Here is a 23,532-nt window from a genome sequence, read left to right on the forward strand (position 1 = left end):
ACCCCGCATGTGCGGAATCGCAGGCTTCGTCTCGTCCTCGCTCGACGTCGGGACCACTCCCGAGGTCATGGCCTCGATGCTGTCGCTCATCCGCCACCGCGGTCCGGACGAGGCGGGCTACTACCTGGACGACGGCGTGGCCATGGGTACGGTCAGACTGTCCGTCATCGACCTCTCCACGGGTGCCCAGCCCATGGCGGACCCGTCGGACCGCTACTGGATCTGCTTCAACGGCGAGTTGTACAACCACATCGAACTCCGTCAGGAGCTGCGAGGGCTCGGCCGGCGGTTCCGTACACGCTCGGACACCGAAGTAGTGCTGCAGGCATGGGCCCAATGGGGAGCCGCCTGTCTGCCCCGTTTCAACGGCGCGTTCGCGTTCGCTATCCGGGACGCGGTGTCCGGAGACCTCTTTCTGGCCCGGGACAGATACGGCAAGCGCCCGCTCTTCTACAGCGGTGGGGAGAGCGGCACGGGCCGGGGCGGGGATTTCCTCTTCGCCTCGGAGATGAAGGCGTTCCAGGCATTTCCGGGATTCCGCTTCGAACTGGACCCCGGTGAACTCGCCTCCGCTTTCGCGGTGTGGACCCCGCTGCCCGACCGGACCCCCTTCCGGCACATCCGCCAACTGCCCATGGGAAGCTGCCTGACCGTGCGCGGCGGACGCATGGACCTGACCACGTACGCCGAACTCGAAATCGATGTCGAACCGTTCACCGGTTCCGCCCGGGATGCGGTCGCATTGGTCCGCGACACCCTCCGCGAAAGCGTCGGGATGCGACTGCGGAGCGATGTCGAGGTCGGCGTCTACCTGAGCGGCGGTCTCGACTCGTCCATCGTCACCGCACTGGCGACCGAACTCTCCTCGCACGAGGTCCGCACCTTCTCGGTGGAGTTCGACGAGGCGGCCTTCGACGAATCGGGCAGCCAGCATGTCGTCGCCTCGCACCTCGGGACGCTCCACTCGTCCATCGCCGTGCGCGGCGCCGACATCGCCGCGAACTTCCCGTCCGCCGTGTACCACGCCGAAGTCCCGGCGTTCCGCACCGCGTTCGTGCCCATGTACCTGCTCTCCCGTCATGTGCGCGACGCCGGCATCAAGGTGATCCTCAGCGGCGAGGGCGCCGACGAGGCGTTCCTCGGCTACTCGCTCTTCCGCGAGACCTTGCTGCGCGCCGCGTGGCACGACCTCTCGGACGAGGAACGGACGGCCCGGATCGGCGGCCTCCACCCGGAACTGAGCCACTTCGGCCCCGCGAACCGGGCCCGGCTGAAGGGCCTGTTCGAGCAGTTCGCCGTCGAACGGCTCCCCGGTCTCTTCTCGCACGAACTCCGTTACCAGAACGGCCGCTTCGCCGCACGACTGCTGAAGGAACGGAGCGATCCGTTCGCGGACCTCCTGGCCCTGACGGCCTCGACTCCCGGATACGCCGCACTGAGTCCTGTGCAGAAGGCCCAATGGCTCGAGTTCAAGACCCTGCTGCCCGGCTACCTCCTCTCCACCCAGGGGGAGCGCATGAGCCTCGCGCACGGCGTCGAGAACCGCTGCCCCTTCCTCGATCCCGCGGTGGTCCGCGCGGCGGCCTCGGTCAATCTGCGGTTCGACGACGGCTCCGAGGAGAAGGTCCTCCTCAAGGAGGCCTTCCGGGGCGAGCTGCCGGAGTCGAGCCTCGCCCGGCGCAAGCAGCCGTACCGCGCACCCGGTGCCGCCGTCTTCAAGGAGCAGCGGCCCGACTACCTGGACCTGGTCCTCTCCGACACGGAGTTGAGGAAGATCGACGGCATCGACCCCGTGTTCGCGAGGAAGCTCGTTGCGAAGATCATGGCCACACCCAGCGAGGGGATCAGCACGAAGGAGGACCAGGCCTTCGTCTATCTGCTGTCGACCGCCGTCCTCCACCAGCAGTTCGTGGACGGCCGGTACCGGGGGAAGGACGGCTACCCGGAAGCGGAGCTGAAGGTGGGAACGATCGTCGATCTCCGCAGCTCCCGGGGTGCCCGGCCGGCCGGGCACGCCCTCCCCGGGGCAGGAGGCCCCCGATGAGCACGGTCGTACCGGCGCCCGCGGCGGACGATGTCGCGATCATCGGAATAGCCCTGCGCTTCCCCGGCGCCGAGACGCTGGAGGAACTCGGCGAACACCTTCTGGCCGGCCGGTCGCTCATCACGGAGGTGCCGCCCGAACGCTGGTCCAAGGAGCAGTACTTCGGAGATCCCCGGCGCGGGGCGCAGAAGACCAACAGCGTCTGGGGCGGCTTCGTCGAGCACGCGGACCGCTTCGACGCCGACTTCTTCGCCATATCGCCGCGCGAGGCCGAGAACATGGACCCGCAGCAGCGGATGGCGCTCGAACTCGCCTGGCGGGCCGTGGAGAACGCGGGATACGCGGCGGGCGACCTGGCCGGCACGGCAACAGGCGTCTTCATGGGAGTCTGCCACGCGGACTACGCGGAGATGATGGAACGCGAAGGGGTGCGGACGGACGCCTACTTCCCCACCGGTACTGCCTACTCGGTCATCGCGAACCGCATCTCGTACCAGTTCGACCTCCAGGGCCCGAGCATCACCAACGACACCGCGTGCTCGAGTTCGCTGGTGGCGGTGTACGAAGCGGTCCGCGCGCTGGACCACGGCGAGTGCGGCCTCGCCCTGGCAGGCGGGGTCAACCTGATCTGGTCGCCGAAGCACTTCGTCGCCTTCAGCCAGGCGGGCATGCTGTCGCGGACCGGCCGTGCGAGCGCCTTCGACCAGAGCGCCGACGGCTACGTACGCGGCGAGGGCGGAGCGGTGCTCCTGCTGAAACCCCTCGCACGGGCCGTCGCGGACGGTGATCCCGTCCACGCGGTCATCAAGGGGGTCGCCACGAACCACGGCGGGCGTACCACCTCCCTGACCGTCACCAGTCCGACCGCGCAGGCGAACCTGATCGAAGGGCTCTATACCCGGACCGGAATCCGCCCGGAGACCGTCAGCTACATCGAGGCGCACGGTCCGGGGACGCCCGTCGGCGACCCGATCGAGGTCATGGCCCTCAAGACCGCCTTCCGGAACCTGCATGCGGCGCAGGGCACCGTCGCCCGGCCGTCGAGCTGCGGGATCGGGTCGGTCAAGACCAACATCGGACATCTGGAAGGGGCCGCCGGGGTCGCCGGGATCGCCAAGGTGATTGCCTCCCTGGCTCACCGGGCGCTGCCCGCCACCGTCAACTTCCGCAAGCAGAACCGGTTCATCAGCTTCGACGACAGTCCGTTCCACGTCGTCGGCGAGACCCGGCCCTGGGAGGCGCCGCCCGCCGGGCCGGGCGGCGCTGTCCCGCCACGCCGGGCCGGGGTGAGCTCCTTCGGGTTCGGCGGCACGAACGCGCACATCGTGCTGGAGGAGCACCTCGCCGACGAGACGCGCGGGACGGACCCGCCGGGCCCGCACCTCGTGCCCCTCTCGGCGAAGACACCGGAACGGCTGCGCGTGGTCGCGCGCACGCTGCTCTCCCATCTGCGGGAGCAGCCCGCACAGGCGCTCGCCGATATCGCGCACACCCTCCGGATCGGCCGCGACCCGATGCGGGCGCGGGTCGTCTTCATCGTCGCCGACCGTGCCGAACTCGTCGTCCTGCTGGCCCGGTTCGCGGACGGTGAGCCGGCCGAGGACGAGGTCCACCTGGGTGCGACGGTGTGTGCCGACGACGCGGACACCGCCGGGCTGAGGACGACGGGGACGCTCTGGGCGGGCGGCGGGACGGTGGACTGGGCGGAGCGGCTCGGGGCCGGCGGCCCCACCGCACGTGCGCGCCGTGTGCGTCTCCCCGGGTATCCGTTCGCTCGCGAGCGCCACTGGTTCAGGGTGCCGCCGAAGGGCGACGAGGCGGGGGAGGCGGCGGACGGGCCGCCCGCGAAGACCACGGGTACGCGGACACCGCCGGAGCGGACCGAGGCGGTGCCCACGGAGCCGGCACGGACGAGGACGAAGGGTACGGAGAAGGCTCGGACTGCGGAGGTGCGGCCAGGAGCCGTGTCTCATCCCGCGCTGCCGCACCCCCTCCTCCACACAGCTGTCCCCGGCTCCGATGGGCGGCGCTTCGCCTCGACCTTCACCGGGGAGGAGCCGTTCCTCGCCGCTCACCTGGTGCGCGGCACGCCCGTACTGCCGGCGGCGGCGCAGGTGGAGATGGTCCGTGCGGCGGTGGCCCGTGCGGCGGGGCCGGAGGCCGGGGCGCCACCGGTCGTCCGGCTCCGCACCATGGGGTGGTCGCGCCCGCTGGCCGTGCGGGACGCGCCGGCCGAGGTCGGGGTGGGGCTCACCCCGAGGGACGGTGGCGCGCTCGCCTTCGAGATCTCCACCGGAACGGCCCCCGGCACCGTGCACAGCTCGGGGCTGGCCGAGACCGTCGAGGCACAGGAGCCGGGCCGGCTGGACCTCGCAGCCCTGCTGGCGGCCTGCCCCCGCGAGCGTGGGCACGCGCGGGTGTACGCGGAGTTCCGCGACCGGGGGCTGGAGTACGGGCCGGCCATGCGCGGGCTGAGGGAACTGTGGCTGGGGGAAAGGGAGCTGGTCGCGCGCATCGTCGAACCCGACGCGGGCGGGCCCGGGGGCGCCGGATACGTCCTCCCGCCGAGCGTGCTGGACGCGGCCTTCCAGGCCTCCGTCGTCCTCCTGGCGGATACCTCACCGACGAAGGGCGGCGGCCGGTCCGTCCCGGTGCTCCCGTTCGCGTTCGAGGAACTCACGGTCCACGGCCCCTGTGCCCCCGAGACCTGGGCATGGGTGCGACGACGGGAAGGCCGTGGCGCGCTCGACATGTTCGACATCGACCTCTGTGACGGGAAGGGCACCATGAGCGTCAGTCTGCGTGGACTGGTCCAGCGGACGGAACCTGCCGGGGCGGCCCCCGGACCCGGCCCGCAGACGAGCGGCAACACCGTGACCGCCACCGTCTCGTGGGTGCCGGCTCCCCTCGGCGTACCCGATGACGGGACCGGGCCCGCCCCCGTCGTACGGGGGTATCTCGGCGGACGTACCGCCCGGCACACCGCCGCCGTGGCCGACCTCACCGGATTCACCGTCGCACGGCTCCCCGACGTCGAGACCGGCCGGGTCGCGGACGGCGTCGGGGACGTACTGGACCTGGTCTTCCGGGATGTCACGGACGTCGTGCGGTCGAAGCCCAAGGGGCCGCATCGGTTCGTCGTACTCGTGGACGACCGGCTGCCCCGGCACTACCACGCGCCTCTCACCGGCCTGTTGCGGACCGTCGTCCTGGAGAACCCGCACGTCTCGGGTCGCGTCGTGCGCGTGGCGGACCTCGACACCGCGCCGCCGGAGCGGATCGCCGGGATCCTGCGGGCGGAGGCGGCGGACCGCTCGGCCGACTGCGACATCCGGCACGCGGCGGACGGCACACGCCACGCGTCACGGCCCGGGGAACTCCATCTGGGCGACGGGGCCGAGATCCCGCCGCTGAAGGAGGGCGGGGTCTACTGGATCACGGGCGGTCTCGGCGGGCTCGGACGGCACGTCGCCCGCTACTTCGGTCGGTGTGCCGGGGTCACCGTCGTCCTGAGCGGCCGGTCGGAGCACGGCGCCGGGAGCGGGGCGGCCCTGCGGGAACTGCGTGACGCGGGAGTCGACGCCCACCACGTCCCCGTCGACGTGGGGTCGCGCAGCGACGTGGACCGAGCGGTCCGCGCCATCACCGAGGACCACGGAACCATCGACGGCATCGTGCACGCGGCGGGCGTCCTCCGCGACGCGTACGTCTACACCAAGGACGCCTCCGACCTGCGGACGGTGCTGGCGCCGAAGGTCGACGGGGTCCTGCACCTCGACGCCGCCTCGCGCGACCTCACACTCGACTTCTTCGTCGCCTTCTCCTCGGTGGCGGGGGTGTTCGGCAACGCGGGCCAGTCGGACTACGCGGCGGCCAACGCCTTCCTGGACGCCTTCGCCCACCACCGCCAGGCGCTCGTCGACATCGGCGAGCGGACCGGCACGACCCGCGCCGTGAGCTGGCCGCTGTGGGCCGACGGCGGGATGTCCGTGGACGCCGTCACCCTGAGGGCGATGCGACGGGACCGGGGCTGGGAACCCCTCCCCACCGAGGACGGCCTGAGGCTCCTGGGCCGCGTCCTGGGCGACGCGCCTCCGCACATCGTGGTGGCGCACGGCGACACCGCGACGCTCACGGCAGCCCCGACGACCCCGGACACGCCGGTCACCGCCTCCGTGGACCCCGCCCGCGCCGACTCCGCTCCCGCCGGCACGCATCCCGCCGTCACCGACGAAGAGCTGACGGAACGTGCGACGGCGCTGCTGCGCCGGGTCGTGGGCGAGGCGCTCCACCGTGATCCCGGGACTCTGGAGGAGACGGTCGACCTCATCGAGTACGGCATCGACTCGCTCGCCATCCTCGACACGACCGCGGCGCTCGAAGAGGTCTTCGGCCCGCTCCCCAAGACGATCTTCTTCGAGTACACCGACATCGCGGGCGTCGCCGGGTACTTCGTCGCGGAACACGCCGGGGCGCTGCGAACCGAAGCCGTCGCCGAAGCCGAAGTCCACGCCGAAGCCGTCGCCGAAGCCGAGATCCACGCCGAAGCCCCGCACCGGACCGCCGCCGAACAAGCGGCGGACGCCCCGGCCCCGGTCGGACGCACGGCAACGGTCACTGCCCGGGCCACGGTCGCCCCTCCGGCCGCGGAGGCGGCCCCCGCGCCCGCCCAGGGCCCGCGGGAGGCCCCGGGCGCCCGCGACGACTACCACGACATCGCGATCATCGGCGTCTCCGGAAGCTATCCCGGCGCCGACACCCTGGACGAACTCTGGTCGGTACTCGAAGAGGGCCGCCACGAGTTCCGCGAGGTACCGCGCGAACGCTGGGACCACGACGCGATCTACAGTCGCGACCGCAGCGTCCTCGGCAAGAGTTCCATCCGTACCGGAACGTTCCTCCAGGACATCGACAGGTTCGACCCCCGCTACTTCCGCATCTCCCAGCGCGAGGCCGAGAGCATGTCGCCCGAGGTCCGGCTGTTCCTGCGAGCAGGGGTCGAGGCGCTGGAGGACGCGGGCTACTCGCGCGAGACGATCCGTCGGAAGTACGACGGGGAGGTCGGTGTGCTCGCCGGTTCCATGAGCAACCACTACGGCCTCTACGGCTTCGAGAACGGCCTCACGCGGGGATCCCCGGCGAGCGGCAGCTACACGGGGACGCTGCCCAACATGCTGTCGTACTTCTACGGCTTCACCGGGCCCTCGCTCTTCGTGGACACCATGTGCTCGGGATCCTCCACCTGTGTCCACCAAGCCGTGCAGATGCTCCGGGCGCGCGAGTGCCCGATGGCGGTCGCGGGCGGGGTGAACCTGCTCCTGCACCCGTACAACCTCATCAGCTCGTCGCAGGAGCACTTCACGACGGCGACCTCGGACGTGATCCGGAGCTTCGGCCTCGGGGCGGACGGGACGATCCTCGGGGAGGGCGTCGGAGCCCTGGTCCTCAAGCCGCTCGTCGAGGCCGAGCGCGACGGCGACCACGTGTACGCCGTCATCAAGGGGACAGCCCTCGCCAACGCCGGGGTGCGCAACGGGTTCACCGTCCCCAGCCCCCGGATGCAGGCGCGCGCGATCGAGAAGGCGATCGACGACGCGGGGGTCGACCCGCGGACCATCAGTTACGTGGAGGCGCATGGATCAGGGACGTCCCTGGGTGACCCGATCGAGGTCAAGGCGCTGACCACCGCCTATCAGAAATACACCGGGGAGACCGGGTTCTGCGCGATCGGTTCGGTGAAGTCCAACATGGGCCACTTGCTGCACGCCGCCGGAATGATCGGCCTCGCCAAGGTCATCCTCCAGTTCCAACGGGGACAGTTGGTTCCCTCGCTGCACAGCTCGGTGATCAACCCGGACATCGACTTCTCCCGCACGCCCTTCCGGGTGCAGCAGGAGCTCACCGCCTGGAAGCCGGCGGTGACCACCGTCGACGGGCGTGAGGTCACCCATCCGCGCCGGGCCGGGATCACCTCGATCGGCGCGGGCGGGATGAACTCCCACATGATCCTGGAGGAGTACCCGCCGCGGGACGGCGGGGCGCGCGACGGCGCACCCGGCGGGCGCGAGGAACTCTTCGTCTTCTCCGCGATGAACGACGCCGCGCTGCTGGCGTACCTTGCCCGGTTCCGCTCCTTCCTCGCCGGGGAGAGGGCGCCGGACCTCGCGTCGGTCGCCCACACCCTCCGCGTCGGCAAGAACGAACTCCCGCACCGGTGGGCGTTCCTCGCGCGGACCGGGGACGAGGCGCTGGCCGCCGTCGACCGTCGTCTGGCCGGAGACCGGGAGCTCGGCGCCGCGCTCGCGGGCGCCGGTGCCCGCACCGCGGAGCTGCGTGACCTCGCGACCACCTGGGTGGACGGGAAGAGCGTCGACTGGCAGCTGGCCGACGCACCGGACGCGCCCACGCCCCGCCGGGTCTCCCTCCCCGCGTACCCCTTCGAGCGTGTACGGTGCTGGGTCGCCCGGGAGGACGGCGCGCCGTCCGTGACCGCGCCGCTCGCCCTGCGCGAGAAGCTCCACCCGCTCCTCGGCCGGAACGCGTCGGACGTCACCGGACTGCGGTACGTCCTCGACGTGCGCCTGGACGATCTCCTGGACTACGGCCGCACTCTGGGCGAGCGGCAGGACACAACACGCGGCATCGTCCCCACCTTCGCCGTCGAGCTGGCGATCGCGGTCGCGAAGGTCTCCGGTTTCTCCGACGGGTCGCTCGTGCGCGGTCTTCGCCTCCTCGGCCCGGTCGACTGGACGGCCGCTGCGCGGCTGGTGACGGTCCTGGACGCCTCCGGGGGCAGGACGGCGGCGGGAGCCGTGCACACGGAGGACGGGTCGGGGCGGCGGACCGCCGTGGCGGCGTTCGACCTGTGGGCGGACGAGGGCGGCGCGACGCGGCCGTCCGGACATCCCCACGCCAAACCGTTCGTCGGCCTGCTTCCGGGGGCGCTCGCACCGGACCTGGCCGAACCGCTCTCCCCGGCCGGATTCCTCGCCGAACTGGCCGAGGGCGGAGTCCGATACGCCCACGAACTCGCCGGTGTCGAGGGAGTGTTCCGTCTGCGGGACGGACGGCTCGCGCTGCGGCTCGGTGCGCCCGAGCTCCAGCACGACCATGTGAGGCCCCAGGTCACGCTCGCTCCGCAGGTACTCGCCGCGGTCGCGCAGGGCCTGCGGTTCGAGGCGAAGCGGACGGGCGACCCCCGCTGGGCGCGGAGCGCACCGCACCGGATCGACGAGATCCGGCTCTTCGGGGGCGGGACCGGCGGCCGGGCCTCCGTGGCGTACGTCGTCTTCGACGTGAGCGCGCACGGAGAGGGGATCGGGGGCTCGGTCGGGTTGCTGGACGGGAACGGCGAAGTGGTCGGTGTTCTCGCCGACCTGTGGTGCGGCGACGACGAAGGACCCCGGGAGGGCCCGGAGGTGAACGCACGGACAGCGGGCGCGACCGGAACAGGCACCGGCGGCGGGGACGGAGGCGGAGGCGGAGGCGGAGGCGGAGAAGTGAACGACAGGACACCGGGGGAGCCCGGGGCGGCCGAGGGGCTTGTGGCCTTCGCGGTCGACGAACTGCGCGGCCTGGCGTCCGGCATCCTCAAGTTCGACCCCGACGAACTCGACGCCCGGACCGGCTTCGACGCCTTCGGCTTCGACTCGATCTCGCTGATCGCCCTGGCGCAGCAGGCGAGCGAGCGGCTCGGCATCGAACTGACCCCCGCGGTCTTCTTCGACCGCAACACCTTCGCTTCGCTGGGGGAACACCTCGTGGCCGAGCACCCCACCACCCTGCGCACGGCGTACGAGCGGTCCACCGGAACTACCGCCCGCGCCGGGAGCACCGCCCGGCCCCCCGAGACCCCGCCGCGGCCCGTCCCGGACGCCGGGCACCGGGGCGGCCGGGAGAAGGCCGGGGTCCCCGACAGCGCGCCGCGGCCCGCCGCCCCACGCCCGGCGGCCACGAACCCCGCCGCCCCGATCGCCGTCATCGGAGCCGCGGGCCGCTTCCCCGGCGCCCCCGACCTGGACGCGTACTGGACCAATCTGGCCGCCGGTACCGACCACGTGACGGCCTTCCCCGTCGACCGGTACGACGCGGAGTACACACGGATCGTGGAGGCGTCCGACTTCCCTCGCCACGCGGGCGTCCTCGACGGGGTGGACGCCTTCGACGCCGCCTTCTTCCGTATCCTGCCGCGCGAGGCCGAACTGATGGACCCGCAGCACCGGCTGGCGCTCCAGACCGTCTGGAACGCGGTGGAGAACAGCGGGTACGCCCCCTCGGACCTGCCGGAGAGCACCGGGCTGTTCTTCGGCGTCTCGGGCACCGACTACGCCACGCTCCTCGCCGCCCACGGCACCCCGCCGGATGCCTTCACCTCCACGGGCAACGCCCACTCCATGCTCGCCAACCGCATCTCCTACGTCCTAGACATCCACGGCCCGAGCGAGCCGGTCGACACGGCCTGCTCCAGCTCTCTCGTCGCCGTCCACCGGGCCGTCGAAGCCCTCCGGTCCGGGGCGTGCGACACCGCGATCGCGGGCGGGGTGAACCTCCTCCTCAGCGTCGACACATTCGTCAGCGCCGCACAGGCCGGCATGCTGAGCCCGGACGGACGGTGCAAGACCTTCGCGAGCGACGCGAACGGCTACGTACGGGGCGAGGGCGTCGGCGCGGTCGTGCTGAAGCCGCTCGCCGACGCCGAGCGCGACGGAGACGCGATACTCGCCGTCATCGTGGGGAGCGCCGAGAACCACGGCGGGCGGGCGAACTCCCTCACCGCGCCGAACGGGGCCGCCCAGGCGGACCTCGTGGTGCGGGCGATGGACGGCGTCGACCCCCGCACCATCGGTTATCTGGAGGCCCACGGCACCGGCACGGCCCTGGGCGACCCCGTCGAGGTGCAGGCGCTCCGGAGCGCCTTCCGGCGGCTGGGGAGCGAGGGCGGAGGAACCTGCGCACTCGGCTCCGTGAAGGCCAACATCGGCCATCTGGAAGCCGCCGCCGGCATCGCGGGGCTGCTCAAGACCGTCCTCGCGATGAGGCACGGCACCTTGCCGCCGTCCCGGAACTGCGACGAGATCAACCCGTACATACAGCTCGACGGCAGCCCGTTCCGCATCGTGCGCGCGAGCGAGCCCTGGGAGCGGGTAAGCGACCGGGACGGTGCGCCCGTTCCCCGGCGGGCGGGTGTCAGCAGCTTCGGCTTCGGCGGTGCGAACTGCCACATCGTCATGGAGGAGTACCCGGGCAAGGACCAGGAGGCGACTTCGGCACGGGACCTGGACGCCCCCGAGGGCCGGGTCGCCGTGCCCCTCTCGGCGCGCACGGAGCGGGAGCTGCGGGAGCGGGCGCGCGATCTGCTCGCACACCTCGAGGACGCCCGGCACACCGATTCCCTCCGTTCGATCGCGTGGACACTCCAGAGCGGACGGGAGGCCATGGCCGAACGCGTTGGCTGGGTCGTCGCCTCCCGCGGTGAACTCAGCACCCGGCTGCGGGAGTTCATCGGCGGCTCGGGGGACGGGCCGGATCCGGCCGCTGACCAGGAGCCGGACGGCCTCTCCGAGGTGATCGCCCGCTGGTGCGGTGGGGGTGAGGCCGAGTGGCGGCAGTTGTACGGGCCGGACGGTGCCGGACCGCCGAGGCGTGCGCACCTCCCGGCCTATCCGTTCGCACGCGACCGGTACTGGATTCCCCGGAGCGCGGTGGCTCCCGCGCCCGCTCAGGCTCCCGCGCCCGCTCAGGCTCCCGCGCCCGCTCAGGCTCCCGCCTCCGGGACGACGCTGTTCGTGCCCCGGTGGACGCCGAGGCCCGCCACCGGGGCCCCGGGCTCCGCGGCCGGGTCCCCGTACCGGCGTCACACGGTCATCCTGTGCGGAACACCCGCGTCCCTGCGGGACGGCGTCGAGCGGCTGCTGCCGGGGGTGCGCTGCCACGCCGTCACGACGGCCAAGCAACGCCCGGAGAGCCGTTTCACCGACCTCTCACGGCAGGTCTTCGAGCTCGTCCGGACGCTCGCCGGGGAGGCGCACGACGGGGCCACGCTGGTACAGGTGGTGACATCGGCCACCGAGGACGAGGAGACCGGTCCGGCCCTCTCCGCGCTCCTGCGCACGACCGCGCTGGAGAGCCCGCACGTCACCGGTCAGGTCCTCGTCCTCGACGGCGCGAGCGACCGGGACCGGATCGCGGGCGCGGTCCTGGAGAACGCCCGCCACGCCGAAGACGGTCTCGTTCTCCACCGGGACGCCGAACGCCACGTCCGGACCTGGACACCCCGCACGGCCACCGGCACGGGCACGCCGTGGCGTTCGGGAGGCACGTATCTGATCACCGGCGGCGCCGGCGGCATCGGGGCCGTCGTCGCCCGCCGGATCGCACGGGACACCGACCACCCGGGGCTCGTCCTCGTCGGCCGGTCCGCTCCAGGTCCCCGAACCGACCGGCTCCTCGCCGAACTGCGGGCGGCCGGAGCGGAGGCCCGGTACGCCGTCGCGGACGTCTCCCGCTGGGAGGAGGTGCGCCATCTCGTCGCGGAGGTGCGGGAGCGGACCGGCGCGATCCACGGAGTCATCCACGCCGCGGGCGTGATCCACGACGCGTACGTCAAGGACAAGACACCGGAGGAATGGGAACGGGTCCTCGCCCCGAAGGCCGACGGCGCGGTCCACCTGGACCGGGCCACGGCGGACCTGCCGCTCGAATCCTTCCTCCTCTTCTCGTCCGGCGCGGCCGTCACGGGCAACCCGGGCCAGTCCGACTACGCCACGGCCAACGCCTACCTCGGCGCGTTCGCCGCCCGCCGCAACGCACGTGTCGTGGCGGGCGGACGATCGGGCCGCACGGTCTCGATCGCGTGGCCGCTCTGGAAGGACGGCGGGATGACGGTCGACGACGCGACCCGCGCGTACCTCCGGCGTCACCGCGGCCTCGTCCCCATGGAGTCGGACGCGGGGCTCGACGCCCTCCTGAAGGCCTGGCGCCTCGGCGAGGCCGGCGAGGACCAGATCTGGGTGCACCACGGCGAGACGGAGAAGGCCGCACCTGTCCCGGCGTCGACTCTCGCATCGGCCTCCGCGCCGACCCTCGCATCGGCCTCCCCGCCCGCGTCGGCGTCCGCGCCCGGGACCGCGCCCACGTCGGCGTCCGTACCGGACCCAGCCGACGGTGTGGCCCCGGACCGGGAGACGCTCCGGTCGGTCCTCGGGCTCTTCGCCCGGGTCACCAAGCTGCCCCCGCACGCCATCGACCCCGATCGGCCGCTCGACGAGCTGGCCCTCGACTCGGTCATGGTCGTCCAGCTCAACAGGGAGCTGCACAACGTGTTCGGGGAGACCTCGACGACGCTCTTCTACGAATCCCCCACCCTGCGCGCCGTCGCCGAGCACCTCACGGGCCGGCGGATCCGGACCGGCCAGGAGACCTCCGGGGCTCCAGAGATCCCCGAAGCCTCTCAGCCCGCGGCCGGACCGCCCGGCGCGCCCGACCAGGACGACGCCATCGCGATCATCGGGATGAGTGGACGCTATCCGGGCGCGCGGAACACCGACGAGTTCTGGCAGAACCTCATGGCCGGACGCGACCGCATCACCGAGATCCCCCGGGACCGGTGGCCGCTGGACGGCTTCTACGAACCGGACCGTGCCACCGCTGTCGCCACCGGACGCAGCTACAGCAAGTGGGGTGGATTCCTGGAGGACTTCGACGCGTTCGACCCGCACTTCTTCCGGATCGCGCCGCGCGACGCGTATGCCATGGACCCGCAGGAGCGTCTGTTCCTCCAGGCCTCCTGGGAAGTGATCGAGGACGCGGGCTACACCCGCGAGGAGCTGGCCCGTCGCCACCGGCGGCGTGTCGGCGTCTTCGCCGGAGTGACCAAGTCCGGCCACGCACGGCACGGCGAGGCCATGTTGCCGTCGGGCGAGCGGATCGCGCCCGCCCTCTCGTTCGCCTCGCTCAGCGCCCGTACTTCCTATGTCCTGGACCTCCGGGGCCCCAGCCTGACGATCGACACGATGTGCTCGTCCTCGCTCACGGCGATCCACGAGGCCTGCGAGCACCTGCGGCAAGGCTCCTGCGAGCTGGCCGTCGCCGGTGGCGTGAACCTGTATCTGCACCCGTCCGACTACGTTGAACTCTGCCGTTCCGGCATGCTGTCCGCGCAGTCCCGGGTACGGAGCTTCGGCAGCGGCGCCGACGGCTTCGTCCCCGGGGAGGGGGTCGGCGCGGTGCTGCTGAAACCGCTGGCGCGCGCTCTCGCGGACGGGGACCGGGTGCTCGCGGTCATCCGGGGGACGAGCATCAACCACGGCGGCCGGTCCAACGGCTACACGGTGCCCAGCCCGGCCGCCCAGGCGGAACTGATCGGCGAGGCGCTGACCCGGGCCGGGGTCTCGGCGCGCGAGGTCGGTTACGTCGAGGCGCACGGCACCGGTACGGAACTGGGCGATCCGATCGAGGTGAAGGGGCTCTCGCTGGCCTTCGGGGAGTTCACCGGGGACCGGCAGTTCTGCGCGATCGGCTCCGTGAAGTCGGTGATCGGGCACCTGGAGGCCGCCGCGGGCATCGCCGGTGTCACCAAGGCCGTCCTCCAGCTCCGGCACCGCACCCTCGTCCCGAGCCTGCACGCGGAGGATCCGAACCCCGGCATCAGGTTCGAGGAGACGCCGTTCCGTCTCCAGCGGACCCTCGAACCGTGGGAGTCCGCACGGCCACGCGTCACGGCGGTCTCGTCCTTCGGGGCCGGCGGCTCGAACGCGCACGTGATCATCGAGGAGTACGTGGCGGATGCCCGCCCCGCCGAGCGAGCCGCCGACGACGGCGAGCAGCTCGTCGTCCTGTCGGCACGGACCCCGGAGCAGCTGAGGCACTCCGCCGCGCGCCTGGTGGCGTTCCTCGAACAGGAGGAGGCGCGCGGGCGGACGGTCCGCCTGGCGGACCTCGCGTTCACCCTGCGGTCCGGACGCGAGGCGATGAAGGAGCGCTTGGCGGTCATGGTGCTCACGCTTGCCGAACTCCGGCGGGTGCTGCGTGCGTTCGTGGAGACCGGCGACGGGACGGCGGTGCCGGGTCTGCACCGGGGCAGCGCCGGGCAGGAGCGGGGTACGGCCGCCGAGATCTGGGCCGACGACGACCTTCGGGAACTCCTGGCCGAACGGTGGGGCCGCGAGGGCAAGCACGACAAGCTGGCCGCGCTCTGGGCCGGCGGGATGGACCTGGACTGGCGGGCACTGCCCGGGGCGGTACCGCCGCCCCACCGGATCTCCCTGCCGACCTACCCGTTCGCGAGGGACCGATTCTGGATCGGTGACCTGGAGCCGGCCGGGAAGGCGATCGGCACCGGTGTCCGTACGGGTGCGTCCGCCGGCGCACCGTCCGCCGGCGCACCGTCCGTCGCCCCGGCCGCCGTCGCGCCGCGCACCGCACCCGGGACGTCACCCGGTGATCCGGCCGGCACGTCACCCGGCGAACGGGTCGCGCGGCTGGTGCGCGCGAAGATCGCGGACGTCCTGGTCATGTCGCCGGACGAGATCGAGGGCGGGCTCGCGTTCGCCGACTACGGACTCGACTCCATCCTCGCCGTCCGTCTCGTCCATGTGCTCAACGAGGAACTGGGAACCGACCTCTCGACCGATGTCGTCTTCGACCACAGCTCCGCCGACCGCCTCGCCGCGCATCTGATCGCGGAGCACGGTCCCGTGGCGGCCTCCACCTCCGTCCCCCCGGTACCCGTCCCTCCGGTCCCCGAGGCCCCGGCCCCCGTCGCGGCCCGGACGCGGACCGGCATCACCTCCGCCCGCCCGGCGACCGGTGGCGGCTCCGTTCCCGTCGGGCCGACGACCGGCCCCGAGCCGATCGCCGTGGTCGGGATGAGCGGGCGGTTCGCCGGTTCCGACACCCTCGACGAGCTGTGGACCCATCTGGCGAACGGTGACGACCTCATCACCGAAGCGACCCGCTGGGACCTCCCGGCCACCGGGCCCGACGGAACGGCACGCTGCACGCAGGGGGGATTCCTCGACGGCATCGACCGGTTCGACCCGCTCTTCTTCGGCATCTCGGGCGTCGAGGCCGCCGTCATGGACCCCCAGCAGCGACTGCTCCTGGAAGAGGCGTGGAAGGCCCTGGAGGACGGGGGCCACGCCGGACGACAGCTGAGCGGGTCCCGCTGTGGTGTGTACGTGGGCTGCTGGAACGGCGACTACCACGAGCTGGTCGGGGAGAACGGTCCGGCCCAGGCCTTCTGGGGGAACATGGCGTCCCTGATCCCCGCCCGCGTCTCCTACGTCCTCGACCTGAAGGGTCCCGCGCTGGCGGTCGACACGGCGTGTTCCAGCTCGCTCATCGCGATCGACCTGGCCTGCCGGGGGCTCCGGTCGGGCGAGACGGACATGGCACTGGCGGGCGGCGTCTTCGTCCAGACGACCCCCCGGCTCTACGAGCTGGCCGGGCGGGCCGGGATGCTCTCGCCGACGGGCCGCTGCCACACCTTCGACCACCGCGCCGACGGCTTCGTCCCCGGTGAGGGCGTCGGCGTCCTCGTGCTCAAGCGGCTGGGCGACGCGATCGCCGACGGGGACCACATCCACGGCGTCATCCGCGCCACGGGCAGCAACCACGACGGCGCGACCAACGGCATCACCGCGCCCAGCTCCGTGTCGCAGGAGACCCTGCTCCGCGACGTCCACGCGTCCTGTGGCATCGACGCCGGGGCCATCCAGCTCCTGGAGGCGCACGGAACGGGTACCCCGCTCGGCGACCCCATCGAGTTCTCGGCGCTCAGCCGGGTGTTCCGGGCCGACACGGAGAGGACCGGCTCATGCGCGCTGGGCTCCGTCAAGTCGAACCTCGGGCACACCCAGTTCGCCGCGGGTATCGCGGGGGTGTTCAAGATCCTCCTCGCGATGAGGCACCAACAGATCCCGGCCTCCCTGCACTTCGAGAAGCCCAACGGCGCCATCGACCTCGACACCAGCCCCTTCTATCTGAGCACGCGCAACCACCGGTGGGAGCCTCCGTCCGACGGCGGGCCACGCCGGGGCGCCGTCAGCTCCTTCGGCGCGAGCGGCACCAACGCCCACCTCGTGATCGAGGAGGCGCCGGACACCGCGCGGACCCGTCCCCGTACGCCCGGGCCCGTGCGGCTGGTCGTCCTCTCGGCGCACTCGCGGGAGCAACTGGGCCAGCAGGTGGCCCGGTTGGCCGAACGCATGCGCTACGAGGACGCCCCGGACCTCGGCGACCTCGCGTACACGCTCACGGTCGGAAGGGACAGGTTCCCCCACCGGTTCGCCTGTGTGGCGGAGGATCGCGCCGAGCTGCTGCGGATCCTTGAGGAAGGGCTCGACGGAACGCAGGCGTTCACCGGCCGGGCGGCGCCCGAGGGCAAGGGCCGGCCGGGCGCGGACACGAGCCGGGGCGAAGCATCCCTGGAGCGCTGCGCGCGGTTCACCGCCACCGGAACGGACGCGGAGAATCACGGTGCTGAAGCCGGAGACGTCCGGGCGGTGGTCGACACATACCGCGCTGACGCCCAGAACCGCCGCGCTGACGCCGAGACCTACCGCGCGGACCTCACCGTCCTCGCCGAGTGCTTCGTCCGGGGCACCGCACTCGACTACGGTGCGCTCTTCCCGGTCGGAGCCCACCGGCGGGTCCCCCTGCCCACCTACCCGTTCGCCCGGGAGAGCCACTGGGCCGGTCCGCCGCCCGCCGCGACCCGGCCCGTCCCCGCCACCTCCGCAGAACGCCCTGCGGCGGACCCCTCGCTGATCCGCCGGACGCCGGAGGTACCGGGCACTCCCGGCGCGCTGCGCGCCTCCACGGTGTTCACGGGCGCCGAACCCGTCCTGCGCGACCACACGGTGCGCGGCCGGCGGGTCCTTCCCGGCGTCGTCCACCTCGAACTGGCACGGGAGATCGCCGTCCGCCACTGGGGCGCGGACGTGACGGCCCCCCTGCTGATGCGCGACATCACCTGGGTACGGCCGGCCACCGCCGACGGCGCGGGGGCCCTGGGCGTCGAGGTCCTGGTGAAGCCCGGCGACGACGACCAGCTCACCTTCGAGATCACCGCGCGGGCGGACCGGGGCACCGGCCCCGTCGTCCTCTCCACCGGGCGCGTGTCCCGCACCGGCACGTCCCGTCCCGACCGCGTCGACCTCACCTCGCTTCGCGCGGCCTGCACGAGGACCGTGTCCGCCGAACGCGTCCGGGAGGCGCTCGCGTCGATGGGGATCGTCCATGGGCCGTCGCTCCGGGCCATCCGTGAGGCGTACGTCGACACCGGCACCGGGACCGTCCTCGCCGAGCTGGAACTCCCGGCCGGGGCGGACCCCGCCGACGGCGGAGCCGTTCTTCCCCCGGCCTTGCTGGACTCCGCCATCCAGGCGTCCATCGCGCTGCACCTCACCGACGGACCGGCCGACCCGGAGACCGCGGTGCCGTTCGCGCTCGACCGGTTCGAACTCCTCGCCCCGTGCCCGGCCTCGGCGCGGGCCGTCGTCCGCGTCGCGGACGGGGCCGGGCCCGCGACCGCGCTGAGCCGGCTCGACGTGGACATCACCGACGTCCACGGCCGGGTCTGCGTACGGATGACCGGCTACACCTCACGCCGCCTCAAGGACCCCGTCCCCTCCCTGTTCGCACCCGTATGGGAACCCGTGGCCACGTACACCCCGGGCGAGCACGCCCCGGACCCCACGGACCACGTGCTCGTGGTGGGAGGCACGGCCGAACAGCGGGCCGCACTCGTCGGCCGGCACCCGGGTGCCACCCTGTGGGACCTCGCCCCCGGCGCGTCGACCGACGAGATCGCCGACCGGCTCCGGTCCGCGGCTCCGGTCGGCCACCTCATCTGGATCGCGCCCGGCCCCGGGCCGGATGACGGGCCGGCGCTCCTGCCGACCGACACCGCCGGCTTCACCGCGGCCCAGGAAGACGGTGTCGTCGCGGCCTTCCGTACGGCCAAGGCCCTCGTCCGCACCGGACACGACGCGCGCCCGCTCCACATCACCCTGGTCACACGACGTGCCCTCGGCACGTACGACGACGAGCCGACCGCACCCGCCCACGCCGGGCTGCACGGCTTCTTCGGGTCGCTCGCACAGGAGTACGCGAACTGGTCCGTCCGCCGGGCCGACCTCGACACCGCCGAGCTGCCCGACGACCTCCTGGCGCTCCCCGGCCGTACCGGCGACGACCCCCTGGCGCACCGCGCGGGCCAGTGGCTGGCGCGCCGCTGGGCGCCGAACGAGCCCGGCGACGCAGAGCACGCCCCGTACCGGCAGGGCGGCGTCTACGTCGTGATCGGCGGCGCGGGCGGACTCGGCACCCAGTGGACCCGGCATGTCGTGCGGAACCACGACGCCCACGTGATCTGGATCGGACGGCGACCGCGGGACGCGTCGATCGACGCGCGGCTGGCCGAGGCGGGCGGCCGGGTGAGCTACCTGTCGGCCGACGCCGCCGACCCCGCGTCACTGCGCCTCGCCCACAAGGAGATCAAGCGCCGTCACCCGCGCATCCACGGCGTCGTCCAGGCGGCGCTCGACCTGCGGGACCAGAGCCTGGCGCGGATGGACGAGGCGACCCTGCGGGCGGGCCTCGCCGCGAAGGTCGACGTCGGGGTGGCCATGGCCGAGGTCTTCGCGGACGAGGCGCTGGACTTCGCCCTGTTCTTCTCCTCCGTCCAGTCGTTCACGACGGCAGCCGGCCAGAGCAACTACGCGGCGGGCTGCACCTTCGGCGACGCCTACGCCCACTTTCTCGACCGGCACTGGCCGTGCCCGGTCAAGGTGATGAACTGGGGATGGTGGGGGAGCGTCGGCAGTGCCTCGACCGAGCGGCACAAGGAGCACATGGCGCGCTGGGGCCTTCTCTCGATCGAGGCGCCGGAGGCGATGGACGCGCTCGACACGCTGCTCGGCGGCCCCCAGCGCCAGTTGAGCTTCATCAAGGTGAAGGACCTCGACGCCATCGAGGCGCTCGACCCGACGACGCGGACCACCGTCCACCCCCGGGCACGGACCCGCGTCGCGCCCGCCCGGGTCGCGTCGGCCGCGTCCCTGCCCGCCGAATGGGAGGCGATGCGCGCGATCGCCGCGTGGCGCGTGGACGAGCGCGATCCGCTCCTGGCGAGGATGGTCCGCGGCCATCTGGAAACGCTCGGCGGGCTGCGCGGCCCCGGCACTCCCACGTCCCCCGGCGACATCGACCGGCTCCGCCGCCGCGCCGGGATCCTGGACAGGTACGCGACCTGGCTCGACCACGCGCTCCGCATCGTGCCGGATACGGCCCCGTCGCCGGCCGCCCTCGTCCGCGAGTGGGACGAGCGCCGGGCCCAGTGGTCCACCGACCCCGACAAGGCGGCCGAACTCGCCCTGCTCGACGCCACGCTCCGGGCGCTGCCCGGCATCCTCACCGGTGCGACCAGGCCGACCGACATCCTGTTCCCGCGCGGCTCCGTCGAACTCGTCGAAGGCACCTACCGCGACAACCGGGTCGCCGACCTGTACAACCGTGCCATGGCCGACGCAGCGGTCTCCGTCGTCGAGGAGCGGCTGCGCCTGGACCCCTCGGCACGACTCCGCGTCCTGGAGATCGGCGCCGGCACGGGCGGAACGAGCGTCGGCATGTTCGCCGCGCTGCGCCCCTACCAGGAACACATCGAGACCTACACGTACACCGATCTGTCGAAGGCGTTCCTGAACCACGCCCGTACCGCGTACGGACCCGACGTGCCGTACCTCGCCTACGCCCGCTTCGACGCCGAGCAGCCGCTGGCCGGGCAGCAGGGGGTGGAGAGCGGGAGCTACGACCTGGTCGTCGCCGCCAACGTGCTGCACGCGACCCGCGACACCCGGAACACGATCCGCAACGCGAAGGCGGCCCTGCGCGACGGAGGGTGGCTCCTGCTCAACGAACTCGCGGACTTCGATGTCTCCAGCCACCTCACGTTCGGCCTGCTGGAGGGCTGGTGGCTCTTCGAGGACGACGCGCTGCGTGTACCGGGTTCGCCGGCGCTGTCGCCCGAGAACTGGCGGAAGGTGCTGGAGAGCGAAGGGTTCGCGGCGGTCGTCCCCGTACTGCCGGAAGCACGGGAGCTCGGGCAGCAGATCATCGCCGCCGAGAGCGACGGGCTCGCCCGGCAGTCGGTGGCCCGGCGGACCGGCCACAAGCCCGCGGCCCGGAAGCCCGGACGCAGGCAACCGGCGGCCCGGCAACCGGTGGCCCCGGTGGCGGTGGACTCCGCGACCCTGCCCGAGGCGGTCGCCGCCCCGCGGTATCCCGCCCCCTCCCCTGCCTTCGTCCAGGTCCCCGCGGAGACCGCGGCCGCCGGGGAAGCGGTCGCCCCGCCCACCGCCGAACCGGGGAGCCGGGCCGAGGCCCTGGCCGGGTACCTCCGTGACCGGGCCGCGGAAACCCTCGGCATTCCGGCGGACCGGATCGCCCTCTCCACACCGCTCAGCGACTACGGCATGGACTCCATCCTCGTGCTCCAGCTGACGAACGCCCTTCGGGAGGACCTCCAAGAGGTCTCGTCCACCCTGCTCTTCGACGCCGAGTCCGTCGAGGAGCTCGCCGATCACTTCCTCACGACCGGCGGCCCGGACGTGGACGCCCTCGTGGCGCGCCTGAACCCGGCCGCGGGGGACCGGCCCGTCCCCCGGCCCGAGCCGCGGCCGGCGGCCGAATCCCCCGGCTCCGTCGCCGCCCTGTTCCGTACGGTGCTGGAGACCGGCACCCCGCGGCAGGCCGGCGACCTGCTGTCGATGGCCGCCCGGCTCCGGCCGGTCTTCGCGGCCGGAACCGTGGGCGACGAAATGGAGTTGCTGAGGCTGTCGGACGGCCGACGGGAACCCGACCTGGTCTGCCTGCCGTCGCTGATCGCCCCCACCGGGGCCCACCAGTACGTGAACTTCGCGGGCGCGCTCCGGGGCCACCGCCAGGTCTGGGCGGTCTCCGTACCCGGCTACCGTCCCGGGGAGCCGCTGCCCGTGGACCTGGCGGCGGCGGCGGAGCGGGTGGCCGACACGCTGCTCCGACGGCTCGGGGGCGGTGAGTTCGCGCTCGCGGGCTACTCCTCCGGCGGCTGGCTGGCCCACGAGGTGGTGCGCCGACTGGAGGCGGCCGGCGCACCACCCGCCGGGCTGGTGCTGCTCGACACCCCGCGGACGACCGGAGCGGCGATGGTCCGGGGCATGACCGTGATCACGCGGCGGCTGCTCGACCGGTTCCCGCGCCTGCCCCTCGCCGATGAACAGGTGACGGCGATGGCCTGGTACGCGGAACTGCTCGACGGCTGGCGCCCGCTGCCGGTGACCACCCCGACCCTGCTGGCGGGAGCCGGGCAGGAAGGGCCCCTGCTGGAACTGCTCGGCGAGGACGCGCGGTCCGGCTGGCCGCTGGAGCACCGGCGGACCGAGGTGGCGGGGGACCACTTCTCCCTGCTGGAGGAGCACGCCGGGGCGACCGCGCTCACGGTCGACCGATGGCTGGACACCCTGCGGGACCGGGCCGGAGGCGAGCGATGAGCGACGGCCTGGGCTTCAGCCTCGCGCAACTGCGGTACTTCGTCGTCTCCGCCGAAGTGGGCAACATATCGGAGGCGGCGGAGAAGCTGTGCGCCTCGCAGTCGACGGTCTCGTCGGCCGTGATGAGGCTGGAACGCCAACTCGGCGTACAGCTCCTCCTGCGTCATCACGCACGGGGGGTCTCCCTCACCCCGAGCGGCCGCCATCTGCTGCGGGAGGCCCGGGACCTGCTGGGGCGGGCCAGGAATCTCAAAGCTCGGGGCGACGCCCTGGCGGGGGACGCCGTCGGCCGGCTCGACGTCGGCTTTCTCTCGTCACTCGCGCCGTTCCTGCTGCCCGGGGTCCACCGGCTGGCCCGGCAGCGTTACACGGACCTGCGGCTGACCGTCCACGAGGAGCCGGCCGACCGGCTGGCGGCACTCCTGCGGGAAGGGCGCTGCGAACTGGCGGTCACCTACGACTTCCTGGCGGGGGACGCCCGGTTCCACGCACTGGCCGAACTGCCCGTGCACGCGGTGCTGGCCGAGGACGACCCCCTGGGCAGGAGCGGACCGGTGGAGCTGGCCGAGCTGGCCGCCCGCCCGCTGGTGACCCTGAACGCTCCCGACGTCATCCGCCACGGCGAGAAGCTCTTCGCCGACGCGGGTGTTCGGCTGCCGCGCGTGATCGAGGCGGCGAGCGTGGAGACGATGCGGGGCCTTGTGGCGGCCGGCTCCGGATTCGCCCTGATGTACCAGCGCACCGAGGCGACGACGACCCTCGACGGCGGGACGGTCCGCACGGTCGAGATCGCCGGAGACCTGCCTCCCGCCTCCCTCGGCGTGGCCATGATGCCGGGCCTGGCGATGAGCGGCCGCGGCATGGCCTTCCTGGACGTGCTCGGCTCGACGGTGCCGGCGGTCCGGAGCGGACCCGCCGAACCCGTGCACCCGACCGTGGGCCGAGGGCGCCCGTGAC

At 72.8% G+C, this 23,532-nt stretch carries 3 protein-coding genes; all 3 read left to right on the top strand.

Annotated elements, in window-relative coordinates; translation table 11 throughout:
* Positions 1–7: 7 nt before the first annotated feature.
* The 3 genes from asnB to ACZ60Q_RS10735 are packed head-to-tail and all read left to right on the top strand — an operon-like array spanning position 8 to position 23,531.
* Positions 8–2,044 carry an asparagine synthase (glutamine-hydrolyzing) gene (gene asnB / locus ACZ60Q_RS10725; protein WP_469631446.1) on the top strand — a complete coding sequence of 679 codons (2,037 nt, stop codon included), beginning with the start codon at positions 8–10 and terminating at the stop codon, positions 2,042–2,044.
* Positions 2,041–22,575: an SDR family NAD(P)-dependent oxidoreductase gene (locus ACZ60Q_RS10730; protein ID WP_469631449.1), complete on the top strand. Its 20,535-nt coding sequence runs from the start codon at positions 2,041–2,043 to the stop codon at positions 22,573–22,575. Before asnB ends, ACZ60Q_RS10730 begins: the two co-directional genes overlap by 4 nt.
* The gene (locus ACZ60Q_RS10735; RefSeq protein WP_469631452.1) at positions 22,572–23,531 is read left to right on the top strand and encodes a LysR family transcriptional regulator; all 960 of its coding nucleotides are present in this window, start codon (positions 22,572–22,574) and stop codon (positions 23,529–23,531) included. The genes ACZ60Q_RS10730 and ACZ60Q_RS10735 overlap by 4 nt, the downstream gene beginning before the upstream one ends.
* Position 23,532: the final 1 nt, after the last annotated feature.

This window comes from Streptomyces sp. NPDC104313, assembly GCF_055583985.1.